Source organism: Microterricola gilva (assembly GCF_004217495.1).
In the GTDB taxonomy this organism is placed as follows: domain Bacteria; phylum Actinomycetota; class Actinomycetes; order Actinomycetales; family Microbacteriaceae; genus Microterricola; species Microterricola gilva.
Map to the genome: position 1 here is coordinate 1,679,549 of NZ_SHLC01000001.1, position 14,541 is coordinate 1,694,089.

Annotated in this window: 12 protein-coding genes; 4 read left to right on the plus strand and 8 right to left on the minus strand. The window is 66.8% G+C overall.

Going from position 1 to position 14,541, the window contains the following annotated elements; translation table 11 throughout:
• Window positions 1-16: 16 nt before the first annotated feature.
• Together EV379_RS07825 and trpS are read left to right on the plus strand one after the other, a co-directional pair.
• Window positions 17-859 carry a putative RNA methyltransferase gene (locus EV379_RS07825; RefSeq protein ID WP_130505643.1) on the plus strand — a complete coding sequence of 281 codons (843 nt, stop codon included), beginning with the start codon at window positions 17-19 and terminating at the stop codon, window positions 857-859.
• A 139-nt stretch (window positions 860-998) separates the two neighbouring features.
• The gene (gene trpS, locus EV379_RS07830; protein WP_130505644.1) at window positions 999-2,039 is read left to right on the plus strand and encodes a tryptophan--tRNA ligase; all 1,041 of its coding nucleotides are present in this window, start codon (window positions 999-1,001) and stop codon (window positions 2,037-2,039) included.
• Here trpS and EV379_RS07835 read toward each other — a convergent pair.
• The 6 genes from EV379_RS07835 to EV379_RS07860 all read right to left on the minus strand — a co-directional run bounded on the left by EV379_RS07835 (window position 2,036) and on the right by EV379_RS07860 (window position 7,954).
• Window positions 2,036-2,782 (minus strand): GNAT family N-acetyltransferase, encoded by a 747-nt coding sequence (locus EV379_RS07835; RefSeq protein ID WP_165397319.1) that lies wholly within the window; start codon window positions 2,780-2,782, stop codon window positions 2,036-2,038. The genes trpS and EV379_RS07835 overlap by 4 nt on opposite strands.
• A gap of 38 nt (window positions 2,783-2,820) precedes the next feature.
• Window positions 2,821-3,237, minus strand: a complete 417-nt coding sequence (locus tag EV379_RS07840) for a cytochrome c oxidase subunit 4 (protein WP_130505646.1) — start codon at window positions 3,235-3,237, stop codon at window positions 2,821-2,823.
• On the minus strand, window positions 3,238-4,965 hold the full coding sequence (gene ctaD, locus EV379_RS07845; protein ID WP_130505647.1) for an aa3-type cytochrome oxidase subunit I: 1,728 nt from the start codon (window positions 4,963-4,965) through the stop codon (window positions 3,238-3,240).
• Between the two features lie 3 nt (window positions 4,966-4,968).
• Window positions 4,969-5,856: an aa3-type cytochrome oxidase subunit II gene (gene ctaC / locus EV379_RS07850; protein WP_120256386.1), complete on the minus strand. Its 888-nt coding sequence runs from the start codon at window positions 5,854-5,856 to the stop codon at window positions 4,969-4,971.
• A gap of 208 nt (window positions 5,857-6,064) precedes the next feature.
• On the minus strand, window positions 6,065-6,421 hold the full coding sequence (gene erpA / locus EV379_RS07855; RefSeq protein WP_130505648.1) for an iron-sulfur cluster insertion protein ErpA: 357 nt from the start codon (window positions 6,419-6,421) through the stop codon (window positions 6,065-6,067).
• A gap of 78 nt (window positions 6,422-6,499) precedes the next feature.
• Window positions 6,500-7,954, minus strand: coding sequence for a dipeptidase (locus tag EV379_RS07860; protein ID WP_130505649.1), 1,455 nt, complete (start codon window positions 7,952-7,954; stop codon window positions 6,500-6,502).
• Between the two features lie 37 nt (window positions 7,955-7,991).
• Between EV379_RS07860 and EV379_RS07865 the strand changes: the two genes are divergently transcribed.
• The gene (locus EV379_RS07865; protein WP_242616287.1) at window positions 7,992-8,579 is read left to right on the plus strand and encodes a DUF3043 domain-containing protein; all 588 of its coding nucleotides are present in this window, start codon (window positions 7,992-7,994) and stop codon (window positions 8,577-8,579) included.
• A 52-nt stretch (window positions 8,580-8,631) separates the two neighbouring features.
• Here EV379_RS07865 and EV379_RS07870 read toward each other — a convergent pair whose 3' ends face one another.
• A complete protein-coding gene (locus EV379_RS07870; protein WP_242616288.1) occupies window positions 8,632-9,774 on the minus strand; it encodes an alkaline phosphatase family protein in 1,143 nt (380 codons plus the stop codon).
• Between the two features lie 66 nt (window positions 9,775-9,840).
• On the opposite strand from EV379_RS07870, the gene EV379_RS07875 reads away from it, so the two are divergent.
• A complete protein-coding gene (locus tag EV379_RS07875) occupies window positions 9,841-12,324 on the plus strand; it encodes a DNA gyrase/topoisomerase IV subunit A (protein WP_130505650.1) in 2,484 nt (827 codons plus the stop codon).
• 77 nt (window positions 12,325-12,401) lie between these two features.
• Here EV379_RS07875 and EV379_RS07880 read toward each other — a convergent pair whose 3' ends face one another.
• Window positions 12,402-14,486 carry a DNA gyrase/topoisomerase IV subunit B gene (locus EV379_RS07880; RefSeq protein ID WP_130505651.1) on the minus strand — a complete coding sequence of 695 codons (2,085 nt, stop codon included), beginning with the start codon at window positions 14,484-14,486 and terminating at the stop codon, window positions 12,402-12,404.
• Window positions 14,487-14,541: the final 55 nt, after the last annotated feature.

Here is a 14,541-nt window from a genome sequence, read left to right on the forward strand (position 1 = left end):
AGCCGAAAGGAACGCCGTGACCCTCGAGAGCCTCGCCGAGTGGCTCCGCTGCCCGCACTGCGGTGAGCCGCTGCTGCCGCAGCCGCCGCTGGCCGTACGGTGCGAGCACGGGCACAGCTTCGACGTCAACAAACGCGGCTACGTGAACATGCTGGCATCCGGCAACAGGATGATCGGGGACTCCCCCGCGATGCTCGACGCCAGGCAGGCCTTCCTCGACAGCGGCCACTACGCTGCGGTACGGGAGGCAGTGGCCACGTTCGCCTCCCTGGGGCTCGCATCGGGCCCTCAAAGCGTGTTCGATGCCGGCTGTGGCACTGGGTACTACCTCGGCGGTGTGCTCGCCGCACAGGGCCACGAGGCCTCGGCCCTGGCCATGGACATCTCCCCCCATGCCGTCGCCCGTACGGTGCGCGGCATCGGTGCGCGCTGCGACGGACTCGTCGCCGACACCTGGCAGCCCCTCCCGGTCCGCGATGACGCCGCAGGACTGATCATGACGGTGTTCGCGCCGCGCAACCTCCCCGAGTTCCACCGAGTGCTCGCCCCCTCCGGCGCCCTGCTCGTCGTCGTCCCGACCGCCGCGCACATCGGGGAGCTCCGCGCCGACGGCCGCGCGCTGGACATCCCGGCAGAGAAGGCCGAACGCCTCGTCGATGACGCGGCCGCGCTGTTCTCGCTGGAGCGCAGGGAACGGGTCGAGTATCGGGCAGAGCTGAACTGCGCGGAAGCGGAGCAGCTGGTCTCCATGGGGCCATCGGCCCACCACGCCGCCGACTCCCCCGGGACGAGCAGCCATGAGCTGATCGCCACGACCGTGAGCGTCGACGTCCTGCTCTTCCGCCCCGTCGCCCACTAGGATCGCGTCATGACGTTCAACCGTTCCGCATGGTGGTGGCTGCGATAGCAGCCGGTTGAAGCATGTTCACGGGCTGCGCGGCAGCTCGTGAACCGGTGCGAGAGAACTCCGTGCAGTCCCCAATCGAGGGGAGAAACACATGGAGTCATTCACCGCAACCGCGCGACGTTCAGCCGATGTCGCCGACGCCGTTGCCCGCAACCCCGAGCGCTTCCGGGTGCTCACGGGTGAGCGGCCGACGGGGCCGCTGCATCTGGGGCACTACTTCGGGACCATCCGGGAGCGGGTCCGCCTGCAACAGGCCGGCGTCGACACGTTCCTCGTGCTCGCCGACTATCAGGTCATCACCGACAGAGACACCACGGCACACGTCAGTGGGCACGTGTACGGGGCCGTGCTCGACTATCTGGCGGCCGGCATGGATCCGGGGCTGACGACGATCTTCACACACTCAGCAGTGCCGGCGTTGAACCAGCTGATGCTGCCGTTCCTCAGTCTCGTCTCGGAGGCGGAGCTGCGCCGGAACCCGACGGTCAAAGCGGAGCTCGCGGCGTCGGGCAGGGCGCTGAGCGGCCTGCTCCTCAGCTATCCGGTGCACCAGGCAGCCGACATCCTGTTCTGCAAGGGGACCCTGGTGCCGGTCGGCAAGGACAATCTCCCCCACGTCGAGATGACGCGCGTGATCGCGAGGCGGTTCAATGAACGCTACGGCGATGTCTTCCCGGTTCCGGACGCGCTGATCACCTCGACGCCGGAGGTGCCGGGGCTGGACGGGCGGAAGATGTCGAAGAGCTACGGCAATGCGTTCGCCCTGTCGATGACGGCCGATGAGACCGTTGCGGCGATCAGACGGACACGAACCGATGACGTTAGACGGATCACCTTCGACCCCGAGCACCGGCCGGGCGTGTCTGCGCTGCTTTCGACGGCGGCGCTGTGCCTTGGTGTCCAGCCGACCGAGCTGGCCGATACCGTCGGCGATGGCGGCAGCGGCGAACTGAAGGCGTTCACGGCGACTGTCGTGAACGAGTTCCTGGCGCCGATGCGCGAGCGGCGCCGCAGACTCGCCGCCGACGACGAACTGGTCCGCGCGGTGCTGCGACGTGGGAATGCGGCCGCGAACCGCGTCGCAGAGGCGACGTTGACGGAGGTGCGACAGGCGATGGGGACGGTGTACTAGCCGCGGACGGGGCCGACCCGGTAGTGGTAGCGGTCGACGGTTGCGAAGCCGGCGCTGCCGTAGAGGCGGAGCGCTGCGACGTTGCCTGCGGCGACCTGGAGTGCCACATAGGAGCAGCCGAGCGCCGCAGCCTCCCCCAACGTCGCCCGGAGCAGCTGTGCGCCATGGCCGCGGCCACGGTGAGCGTCGGCGACGCCCATGCAGCTGAGCGCGGCGATGTCGCCGTGCACGCTCAACCGGGTCACGGCGACGTCGGAGTCGGCGCTCATCAGGTAGCGCGCCGGCGATCTGCCAACGATCTCGAGCTGGACACTGTCGGCGCGCTCGTCGCCTCTGCCGTCGGTGGCGAGGTAGCTTGCCGTCCACTCCGCCGACGGTTCATCGGTGATCGCGGCCCCGCCGACGCCGGCGTGCTCGGGCCGCAGCCGGAGCAGCTGCACCAGCGTCGGGGTGTGCAGCGTATAGCCGCGCCTGGCGAGCTTGCCGTCGAGGCCGGAGAACGGGGCGTGGTTCGGGATCTGGGCGATCCTGGGCAGGGCCCGCTCGGCGTAGAAGGCCTCGAACTCCTCGATCGCCGTGTCTGCGCTCCCCCGCGGCACGGCGGAATTGGCCCGGTTCGTGACGCCGCGGTCGGCGCGGAGGAGCCACGCCGACGTCTCGACGCGCTCCCGCGGCATCCACGACTCGGTCCAGAAGGCGGAATCGGCTGATACGACGGAGGAGGCCCCGCGCTGTTCTGACATGCGCGGGGCCTCCTCCTGGTGCCGATGTGGCGGTGTGTTTAGCGTGCGAACAGACCGCGGTAGTACTCGTAGACCCATCCGACGATGCTGATGGCGAGGATGCCAACGGCGATGAAGGAGATCCAGAAGCCGACGGCCAGGCCGAGCATGAACAGCGCGAGTGAGCCACCCAGCATGATCGGCCACCAGCTCCACGGGCTGAAGAAGCCGAGCTCGGCGTCTCCATCGTCGATGTTGGCGTCGAGGCGGTCCTCGGGGAGGTCTCCACCCTGGGCCGCGAAGACGCGGTCAAGGTAGAAGGCGATGAAACCGGAGAGGATACCCGAGAGGGCGATGGCGATCGTGCCGACCCACTCGAGGTGACCGGTCTCGATGACGGTCCAGAAGCCGTAGATCGCTGCGACGATCACGAAGAAGACGGTCAGGATCCAGAACAGTACGGAATTGACGCGCATTTACTTGATCCTCTCCGACGCGGCATCGAAGGTGGGCGCATCGGGAGCGTCCTTGGCCGGGCCGACACCGATGGGCAGAGCTGCCTCCGGGTGGTTCAGGTCGAATGCGGGCCGCTCGGAGCGGATGCGCGGGATCGACGTGAAGTTGTGACGCGGCGGCGGGCACGAGGTGGCCCACTCCAGCGATCCGCCGTAACCCCACGGGTCGTTGACGGTGACCTTGGGAGCATTGCGTGCCGTGATGTACACATTCAGGAAGAACGGGATCATCGAGGCGGCAAGAACCATGGAGCCGATCGTGGAGAGCTCGTTCATCCAGGTGAAGCCATCGCTCGGCAGGTAGCTGGCGTAACGACGCGGCATGCCGACGACGCCGAGCCAGTGCTGCACGAGGAAGGTCGTGTGGAAGCCGATGAAGAGCAGCCAGAAGTGCCACTTGCCGAGACGCTCGTTGAGCATCTTGCCTGTCCACTTGGGCCACCAGAAGTAGAAGCCACTGAACATGGCGAACACGACGGTGCCGAAGACGACGTAGTGGAAGTGCGCGACGACGAAGTAGGTGTCAGACACGTGGAAGTCGAGCGGCGGCGAGGCCAGGATCACGCCGGTGAGACCACCGAAGGTGAAGGTGACGAGGAAGCCGATCGCCCAGAGCATCGGAGTCTCGAAGGTCAGCGAGCCTCGCCACATCGTGCCGATCCAGTTGAAGATCTTCACACCGGTCGGAACGGCGATGAGCATCGTCATCAACGAGAAGAAGGGCAGCAGCACCGAGCCGGTGACGTACATGTGGTGAGCCCACACCGTGACCGAGAGTGCCGCGATGGCGATCGTCGCGTAGACGAGAGTCTTGTAACCGAAGATCGGCTTGCGGCTGAACACCGGGAAGACCTCGGACACGATGCCGAAGAACGGCAGGGCGATGATGTAGACCTCGGGGTGGCCGAAGAACCAGAACAGGTGCTGCCAGAGGATCACTCCACCATTGGCGGGGTCATAGATATGCATCCCGAAGACGCGGTCGCCGGCTGCAGCCAGCATCGCGGCGGCGAGCACCGGGAAGGCCATCAGCACGAGGATCGAGGTGACGAGCGTGTTCCAGGTGAAGATCGGCATGCGGAACATCGTCATACCGGGTGCACGCATCGTGATGATTGTCGTGATGAAGTTCACGGCACCGAGAATCGTTCCGAAACCGCTGAGGCCGAGGCCGAGCATCCAGAGGTTTCCACCGATACCGGGCGAGAACGTCGTCGACGCGAGCGGCTGGTATGCGAACCATCCGAAGGATGCCGCACCCTGCGGGGTGAGGAATCCAGCGACCGCCATGAGGCTACCGAAGTTGAACAGCCAGTAGGCGAATGCGTTCAGACGCGGGAACGCCACGTCGGGGGCGCCGATCTGCAGCGGCATCAACACGTTTGCGAAGCCGGCGAAGAGCGGCGTCGCGAACATGAGCAGCATGATTGTGCCGTGCATCGTGAACAGCTGGTTGTACTGCTCCTTGGTGGCCACGATCTCGAGGCCGGGAGCGAACAGCTGCGCGCGGATGATGAGAGCCATCACGCCGCCGATGCAGAAGTAGATGAACGAGGTGATCAGGTACATGTACCCGATGACCTTGTGGTCAGTGGAGGTGATCCACTTGACCAGGATGTTGCCCTTGCGCTCGACCTTCGACGCGGCGAACGGCGTCGAGGTCGGTGCGGGTGCTGTGGTGGTGCTCATGGCCTAGTGGTCCTCCTTGAGCTCGGGCGCCCCGGTACCCGGCAGGTTCTGGTTGCGGTCGTACTCGAAGCCGAGCTGGCCTTCCTGACCGGCGTCGCGCAACGACTGGATGTAGTCGTCGTACTCGTCCTGGGAGACGACCTCGACGTTGAAGAGCATGAGCGAGTGGTACTCGCCGCAGAGCTCGGCACACTTGCCCTTGTACGTTCCCTCACGGGTGGGGGTCACGTACATGTAGTTGGTCTTGCCGGGGAACATGTCCTTCTTGTACAAGAAGTCGATGACCCAGAAGGAGTGGATGACGTCGCGGCTGTCGAGAGCGATCTCGATCTTCTGGTCAACGGGCAGCACCAGAGTCGGCAGCTCGGCCTCGTTGATCGCGCCCGGCTCGCCGTCGAGTTCGGGCTGAGCCTGAATCCCGGGCGAGTAGACGTCCTCGTTGATGTAGTTGAAGTCCCATGCCCACTGCTTGGCCATGACCTGGATCTCAACATCGGGCTCGGCGTACGGAGCCTCGATCGCAGCCTGGTCACGTGCGGTGAAGGCGAAGAAGCCGAGCACGAGAATGAGCGGAACGATCGTGTAGAAGATTTCGATCGGCATGTTGTAGCGCAGCTGTACGGGCAGGCCAGTCTGGCCCTTCCGACGGCGGTAGACGATGACGGCCCAGATGATGAGCCCCCATGTGATGAGGCCCACAATAAGCAGCACGATCCAGGATGTGGTCCACAGACCACTCACCATTGAGGTGTTCGACGTGACAGGGTTTTCACCCTCCACGAATCCTGGGAGGAAGCCGTTGAGCTGTGCCTGGGTACACCCGGCAAGAACTACGGCTAGCGTCGCTGCGATTGGAATTGCAGCCCATCGGAGTCGGCGATTGTTACGCACCGGTGACCTTTCGGGAGACTCGAAGACACTTCACAGGGAAGTGCCATTGACCGTTTCTAGCCTACTCCGCTCGCGGCGCCGGATTGTGCATTCGCACGGCGTTGCATCAGTCATTTCACAAAAAACAAGGGCAGAAGCCACTTAAACCGCCTCGGGAGGGCATCCGCTTGGATGCCCTCCCGAGGAAGATGCGTTATAACTCGCCGGATCAGTGGAACGAATCACCGCACGCGCAGCTGCCGCCGGCGTTGGGGTTGTCGATCGTGAATCCCTGCTTCTGGATCGTGTCCTCGAAGTCGATGGAAGCCCCATCGAGGTAGGGCACGCTCATCTTGTCGACGATGACCTCGACGCCGTCGTAGTCGACGACGGCGTCGCCGTCGAGCTGGCGCTCGTCGAAGTAGAGCTGGTAGATCAGGCCGGAGCATCCGCCAGGCTGCACGGCGACGCGCAGGCGCAGGTCGTCGCGACCTTCCTGGGTGAGGAGGCTCTTCACCTTCGCGGCGGCAGCCTCAGAAAGGCCGACTCCGTGCTCGGCGGCGGTCGTGGTGCTTGTGTCTGTCATGCTGCTCCCTGCATCTGAGACCAAGTGGTCATGAAATCTGTTCAAATTCTACCCCGCTCAACTTCGGGCGGGCTGGGATCATTCCCGGGCGTTCAGCCGCGCGAGGAACAGGGCCTCGCTGAGCACCGCCCGCTTGAAGACGCCGAGGTGCAGCGACTCGTTCGGGCTGTGCGCGCGGGAGTCGGGGTCTTCGACGCCCGTGACGAGGATCTCGGCCGCCGGGAACTCGCGCACGAGGTCGGAGATGAACGGGATCGACCCGCCGATGCCGGTGTCGACCGGGTCGACTCCCCAGGCGTCCGCCATGGCCTGCTTGGCCTCGCGCACGGCCCAGCCGCTCGTGTCGACGAGGAACGCCTCGCCCTTGTCCACCTCGCTGATCGTGAGCTCAGCACCCCACGGCGCGTGCGCGCGCAGGTGCGCCTCGATGGCGGCGAATGCCTCGGATGCCGGCTGCCCGGGTGCGACGCGGGAGCTGACCCGCACGCTCACAACCGGTGAGAGCGTGTTGGACGCGTTCGCGACGCTCGGCGCGTCGATGCCGGTCACCGTCACGGTTGGCTGCGCCCAGATGCGGCTGAGGATCGTGCCGCGGCCGATCGGCGAGACGCCAGGCAGCAGGCCGGTCTCGGCGCGGAGCTGCTCCTCCGAGTACTCCGGCGTCACGGTCTCGTGGCTGCGGAGGCCGTCGACCGCGACGGAGCCGTCTGCGTCGTGCAGTGTCGCAAGCAGTCGGATCGTGGCGAGCATGGCATCCGGCACCGCTCCCCCGAACATGCCGGAGTGCGAGGCGTGCTCGAGGGTGCGCACGGTGAGCTTGAACGTGACGTTGCCGCGGAGGGCGACGGTGAGCGCCGGGGTGGTGATGTCCCAGTTGCTCGAGTCGGCGACGACGATCGCATCGGCGGCCAGTGCGTCGCGGTTGTCGCGGAGGAAGTTGGCGAAGGAGCGGGAGCCGAACTCCTCCTCCCCCTCGATGAACAGGGCGATCCCGAGGTCGAAGTCGGGGCCGACGGCCTCGATCAGCGAGCGGACGGATGCCACGTGCGCCATGATCCCCGCCTTGTCGTCTGCTGCACCGCGGCCGTAGAGGCGGTCGCCGCGCACGACAGGCTGGTAGGGCTCGGAGTCCCAGTCGGCGTCATCGCCAGGAGGCTGCACATCGTGGTGGGCGTAGAGCAGAACGGTCGGGCGGCCGTTGCGGGCAGCGCGGGTGGCGAGCACAGCCGGCTGGCCGAGCTCACCGGCATCCGAATCGCCGGCCTCGCCCTCGATGGCGGCACGCTTGATCTCCACCGTGTCGAAGACGCCGAGTTCACGCACGAGCTCGGCGACGGCCTCGGCGCTGGCGGCGACGTGGGCGGGGTCGAAGGCCGACCAGGCCACCGATGGAATGCGCACGAGCGCGGAGAGCTCTGCGATCGTGCGGGGCAGATCGAGCTCGACGCTCTCGCGCACCGCCGCTTCGATCTGTGCCTGATCCTGTGGGGCCTGGCTGTGAGTGTTCGGGGGCGTCTTCGTCGTGTCGCTCATACGACTAATCTTAAAGGAACCAACCCAAGGACTTGATGTGGCAAAGAACCAGGCCAGCAATGGCAGCGATCCCGTGACCAGCGACGAATCCACGGAAGAGACCGTCTCGACGGTCGGCAAGGGCGCCCCGACGCCCACACGCAAGCAGCAGGAGGCAGCCAACAAGCGCCCCCTCGTTCCCGGCGACCGCAAGGAGGCTGCGAAGGCGGCCCGCGCGAAGTCGGCCGAGGTGCGCGAGCGTGCCCGCATCGGCATGGCCAACGGCGAGGAGAAGTACCTCCCGATGCGTGACCGCGGCGAGCAGAAGCGCTACGTGCGCGACTACGTCGACGCCCGCTTCAGCATCGGTGAGTTCATGATCCCCGTGATGTTCCTGGTCATCATCCTCACGTTCATCCCGAGCCCGCAGGTGCAGACCTACGGCATCCTCGCGCTGTGGGCCTTCTTCCTGATCGCCGTCGTCGACAGCGTCATCCTGGGCTTCACCCTCACGCGCAAGCTCGCGGCCAAGTACGGCAAGGACAAGGTCGAGAAGGTGCGCTGGTACGCGGCGATGCGTGCGCTGCAGCTGCGCGCCATGCGCCTGCCGAAGCCGCAGGTCAAGCGTTTCCAGTTCCCCAGCTGAGCAGCGGGAGAACTGAAGGGGCGGTCGCTGATGCGGCCGCCCCTTTCTCGTCTCAGCGGGCGAACGCGCCGAGCCGCACGAGCGGGATGCGCATCTCCTCGTCGCTCAGCGAGCCGTGCTGGCCGACCATGCTGCGGCCGGCCAGCGTGATGTCGCGCGAGTCGTAGTACGCGACGAGCTTGCGGGCGGCCACGATCACATCGCCGATGCGGGTGAGTGCGCGGGGGTCGACGTCGCCGAAGATGCCATCGGCGATCGCCTCAGCCTTGGTCGAGACCCAGACGCGGTCGCCCTCGACGCTGCGCCAGCTCTCGGCGAGGTCATCGGCTGCGGATGCCGGCAGGCCGGGCTCCAGGTAGAGTTGCAGGCAGCGCGGCTCGCCGCCGACGTGGCGGACCCCTGCAATGAGCTCTGGCACCGCGTCGTAGAGCACGTGTTTGTCGAGCGGAACGTCGATGATGCCGTGGTCGGCGGTCACGAGCACGCCGACCCCCTTCGGCAGAGCCCGCGCGAAGTCGGAGACGGCGGCGTCGAGCTTCTCCAGCTCGCCCAGCCACTTGTCGGATTCCCAGCCCTTGGCGTGTGCGGCCATGTCGAGCTCGGCGACGTAGAGGTAGACGATGGCGCGCTCGGTGGTCTCGATCACTCGCCGCGCCGCCGCGAACCGCTCATCGAGCGTGTCGGCGCTGAGGTATTCGGCGCCGCGCAGCACGGCGTCGGTGAGGCCGGAGTTCGCGTAGCGCGCCGTGCCGATCGCGAACGCCGGCATCGCGGCATCCCGCGCTTTCTCGAAGATCGTCGGCTGCAACTGCCAACTCTCCGGGCGCATCGCAGCATCCCAGCTCTTCAGCTGGTTGACGAGGCGGTCGTTGTCGGCGTCGAGCACCGAATAGCCGACCATGCCGTGCTGCCCCGGCGCCACCCCCGTGGTGAGCGTGGCGATGGCTGAGGCGGTCGTCGCGGGGAACACGCCCTCGATGACGTCGCTCTTGGCGAGGCGCGACGCCAGGAACCGGGCGTGGCCGGCGCGGCCGCGGAGGGCGGTGGCCCCGAGGCCGTCGACGAGCAGGACAACGGCGTGGGTGCTTGGCGGCAGGGCGAGGGCGTTCTCCTCGCCGAGCACGCTCTGCAGCGAACTTTGCAGAACATCGGCAAGGCGAGGTCCACGGGAAATACGGGCGGGTAGCATGGGCATCGCGCCCAGTCTGACATAACGCCGGGCGGCACCTGCCCCCTGCCCCGGTACGACGAGAAATCACGGATGACGCGCAACAGCACCAACACACCCGGCACCGCCGGCGCAGACTTCACCGAACGCATCGAAGACGTCGATGTCGCCACCGAGATGCAGGGCTCGTTCCTCGAGTACGCCTACTCGGTGATCTACTCCCGTGCGCTGCCGGACGCGCGCGACGGCCTGAAGCCGGTGCAGCGCCGCATCCTGTACCAGATGGCCGAAATGGGGCTGCGCCCGGACAAGGGCCACGTCAAGTCGGCGCGCGTCGTCGGCGAGGTGATGGGAAAGCTGCACCCGCACGGCGACACTGCGATCTACGACACCCTCGTGCGCATGGCGCAGGCCTTCACGCTCCGCGTGCCCTTGATCGACGGCCACGGCAACTTCGGCTCGCTGGATGACGGCCCCGCCGCGTCGCGCTACACCGAGGCGCGCCTGGCCGCTCCTGCCCTCGCGATGACGGAGGGACTCGACGAGGATGTCGTCGACTTCGTTCCCAACTACGACAACCAGTTCATGCAGCCGGACGTGCTGCCAGCCGCCTACCCGAACCTGCTCGTCAACGGCGCGAGCGGCATCGCGGTCGGCATGGCCACGAACATGGCGCCGCACAACCTGATCGAGGTCATCGGCGCAGCGCGTCACCTCCTCGCCCACCCGAACGCGACGCTCGATGAGCTGATGGAGTTCGTGCCAGGACCCGACCTGCCGACGGGCGGCACGATCGTCGGCCTCGCTGGCATCAAGGACGCCTACGCGACCGGCCGCGGCAGCTTCAAGACCCGTGCACGGGTCAGCGTCGAGTCGATCACCGCCCGCAAGGCCGGCCTCGTCGTCACGGAGCTCCCCTATCTCGTCGGGCCTGAGAAGGTCATTGAGAAGATCAAGGACGGCGTCAACTCCAAGAAGATCAGCGGCATCTCGGATGTCACCGACCTCACCGACCGCACCAACGGCCTGCGACTGGTCATCGGCATCAAGACCGGTTTCAGCCCGGAGGCCGTGCTGGAGCAGCTGTACCGGCTGACGCCGCTGGAGGACTCCTTCAACATCAACGCCGTCGCGCTCGTCGACGGTGGCCCGCAGACCCTCGGTCTGCGCGAGCTCCTGCTCGTCTACGTCGACCACCGCATCCAGGTCGTCACGCGCCGCTCGGAGTACCGTCTCGCCAGGCGCCGGGAGCGGCTCCACCTGGTCGAGGGCCTGCTCGTGGCGATCCTCGACATCGACGAGGTCATCCAGATCATCCGCAGCAGCGATGACACCGCGCAGGCGCGCACGCGCCTCATGGACATCTTCGACCTCAGCGTCATCCAGACCGACTACATTCTCGAACTGCAGCTGCGCCGCCTCACCAAGTTTTCGCTGATCGAGCTCGAGACGGAGGCGAGCAAGCTGCGCGCCGAGATCGATGAGCTCCTGGCACTGCTCGCGAGCAAGCCGGCCATCAAGGCACTCGTCTCGCACGAGCTGGCCGAGATCGCCGAGCGCTTCGGCACCCCGCGCCGCACGCTGCTCACGGACGCCAGGCCGAGCATCGCCGGCGCGGCGGCCAAGCGTGCCGCCGCGATCCTCGAGGTCGCCGATGTGCCGTGCCGCGTGTTCCTCAGCACGACCGGGCGCATCGCCAGGGTCGATCTGCCCGTCGGCGAGGACGGCCAGGCCACGATCACTCCCCCGGCCAGGCGCAGCAAGCACGACGCCATCCGCAGCAGCCTCGACACGACGAGCCGCGCCGAGATCGGCGCCGTCACGAGCCTCGGTCGTCTGATCCGCTTCACCCCCGTCGACCTGCCGATGCTGCCTCCGACCTCCGTGCAGCTGGCAGCGGGCGTCAAGGTCGGCGACTACCTCTCGCTGCCCAACCGCGACGAGAAGGTCCTCGCGATCGTCTCGCTCGATTCCGACCGTTCGATCGCGCTCGGCACCAAGCAGGGCGTTGTGAAGCGCGTCGCCGTTGGTGCATACCCGAACAAACCCGACTTCGAGATCATCGGCCTGAAGCCGAAGGACGAGGTCGTCGGCGCCGTGCAGGGCGGAGAGGACGACGAGCTCGTCTTCATCACCTCCGATGCGCAGCTGCTGCGCTTCGCCGCGGCATCCGTGCGCCCGCAGGGGTGCCCGGCCGGCGGCATGGCCGGCATCAACCTTGGCAGCGACGCCCACGCGATCTCGTTCACGAGCATCGCGCCGGATGCCGTGGACGAGGCGGTCGTCGTCACGATCGCCGCAGGCAACCAGACGCTGCTCGGCATCGATCCGGGCAGCGCGAAGGTCAGCGACTTCAGCGAGTTCCCCGCGAAGGGCCGCGCCACGGGCGGAGTGCGCGCACAGCGATTCCTCAAGGGTGAAGACGAACTCACGCTCGGCTGGGTCGGCTCGCCGCCTGCACTCGCGGTCGGACCGGACGGCTCCGTGCGCGTCCTGCCGGACGGCGGCTCCAAGCGCGACGCCTCCGGTTCCCCGCTCGACTCGGTGATCGGCGCCGTCGGCCACCAGATCGGCTAGCCGGCGAACGCAGTAATGGCCCTCAATCGCGAAGATTGAGGGCCATAACTGCGTTGCCTGTGCGTGGCTGCGGCCGCCTAGACGTCGATGCGGTCACGCGAGAGCGTGTCGGAGCTCTCGACGATGAACTCCTTGCGCGGGGCGACCTCGTTGCCCATGAGGAGCTCGAAGACGCGACCGGCGTTCTCGGCATCGCTGAGGTTCATGCGGCGGAGCGTGCGGTGGCGACGGTCCATCGTCGTGGTCGCGAGCTGGTCGGCATCCATCTCGCCGAGGCCCTTGTAGCGCTGGATCGGGTCCTGGTAGCGCTTGTTCTGCTTCTTCAGCCCGGCGAGCACGCCCTGCAGCTCCGCCTCGGAGTACGTGTAGATCGTCTCGTTCGGCTTGGAGCCCGGGTTCATCACGATGACCCGGTGCAGCGGCGGCACGGCGGCGAAGACGCGCCCTTCCTCGATCATGGGACGCATGTAGCGGAAGAACAACGTCAGCAGCAGCGTGCGGATGTGTGCGCCGTCGACATCGGCGTCGCTCATGATGATGACCTTGCCGTAGCGGGCGGTGGAGATGTCGAAGCTGCGGCCGGAGCCTGCGCCGATCACCTGGATGATCGATGCGCACTCCGCGTTGCCCAGCATGTCGGAGACGCTGGCCTTCTGCACGTTGAGGATCTTGCCGCGGATCGGCAGCAGCGCCTGGTGCTCGCTGTCGCGGGCGACCTTGGCGGTGCCGAGGGCGGAGTCACCCTCGACGATGAACAGCTCGCTGTTGGCGACGTCATTGGAACGGCAGTCGGCGAGCTTGGCCGGAAGCGATGAGCTCTCGAGCGCGTTCTTACGGCGCTGCGTCTCCTTGTGGGCCCGCGCGGAGATCCTCGACTTCATCTCGGCGACGACCTTGTCGAGCAGGAGGGCCGACTGCGCCTTGTCGTCCCGCTTGGTCGACGAGAAGCGTGCGGCCATGCTCTTGGCGACGACGTTGGCGACGATGCTGCGGACGGCGGGCGTTCCGAGCACCTCCTTGGTCTGGCCCTCGAACTGCGGTTCAGGCAGGCGCACCGTGATGACGGCGGTGAGGCCGGCCATCACGTCGTCCTTCTCGAGCTTGTCGCTGCCCGCCTTGAGCCGGCGCGCGTTCAACTCCACCTGCTGCCGCAGGAACTTGAGCAGGCCCTGGTCGAAGCCGAGCTGGTGCGAACCGCCCTTCGGCGTCGCGATGATGTTGACGAAACTCTTGACGACCGTGTCGTAGCCGGTCCCCCAGCGCAGGGCGATGTCGACGACGCAGTCGCGCTGGAGCTCGGTCGGCAGCATGGCCCCGTGCTCGTTCAGCACGGGGACGGTCTCCGTGAAGTGGCCAGTGCCGCTCAGGCGCCAGGTCTCGGTGAGCGCGGCATCCGTCGCGAGGTGCTCGACGAACTCGGAGATGCCGCCCTCGAACTGGAAGGAGGTCGTGTGGGTCTCGGGCCCGGTCTCGTCGATGATGTCCAGCGCCAGGCCGGGAACCAGGAACGCGGTCTGGCGGGCACGGCCGATCAGATCGTCGACCTGGAAGCCGGCGCCCTTGGTGAAGATCTGGCGGTCGGCCCAGTAGCGCACTCGCGTGCCGGTGACGGCCTTCGCCGTCTTGCCGACCACGCGGAGTTCGCTCTGCTTATCGAACGGCGTGAACGGGGCATCCGGGCTGGGGTTCTTCGGGTCGGCATCAGCGAAGACGCCCGGCTCACCGCGGTGAAACGACATCGCCCAGGTCTTGCCGCCGCGGTCGACCTCGACGTCGAGGCGTTCCGAGAGTGCGTTCACGACCGAGGCACCGACACCGTGCAGGCCACCGGATGCCGCATAGGAGCCGCCGCCGAACTTGCCACCGGCGTGCAGCTTGGTGAAGACGACCTCGACGCCGCTCAGGCCGGTCTTGGGCTCGATGTCGACGGGGATGCCGCGGGCCTTGTCGCGCACCTCGACGCTGCCGTCGGCGTGCAGCACGATGGCGATCTCCGTGCCGTGCCCGGCGAGGGCCTCATCGACGGAGTTGTCGATAACCTCCCAGAGGCAGTGCATGAGACCGCGCGAGTCTGTGGAGCCGATGTACATACCCGGGCGCTTGCGTACGGCCTCGAGGCCCTCGAGGACGGAGAGATGGCGGGCGGAATAGTCAGAACTCACGAGGTCCAATCCTAGTAATCGCGGGGCGTTCCCCCGTGATCGAAACACTGCGCAA

Bases quoted from the DNA above. Each gene is read 5' to 3' on its own strand.
- trpS (WP_130505644.1), top strand. From the start codon at position 999: ATGGAGTCATTCACCGCAACCGCGCGACGTTCAGCCGATGTCGCCGAC.
- EV379_RS07835 (WP_165397319.1), bottom strand. From the start codon at position 2,782: ATGTCAGAACAGCGCGGGGCCTCCTCCGTCGTATCAGCCGATTCCGCC.
- EV379_RS07840 (WP_130505646.1), bottom strand. From the start codon at position 3,237: ATGCGCGTCAATTCCGTACTGTTCTGGATCCTGACCGTCTTCTTCGTG.
- ctaD (WP_130505647.1), bottom strand. From the start codon at position 4,965: ATGAGCACCACCACAGCACCCGCACCGACCTCGACGCCGTTCGCCGCG.
- erpA (WP_130505648.1), bottom strand. From the start codon at position 6,421: ATGACAGACACAAGCACCACGACCGCCGCCGAGCACGGAGTCGGCCTT.
- EV379_RS07860 (WP_130505649.1), bottom strand. From the start codon at position 7,954: ATGAGCGACACGACGAAGACGCCCCCGAACACTCACAGCCAGGCCCCA.
- EV379_RS07870 (WP_242616288.1), bottom strand. From the start codon at position 9,774: ATGCCCATGCTACCCGCCCGTATTTCCCGTGGACCTCGCCTTGCCGAT.
- EV379_RS07875 (WP_130505650.1), top strand. From the start codon at position 9,841: ATGACGCGCAACAGCACCAACACACCCGGCACCGCCGGCGCAGACTTC.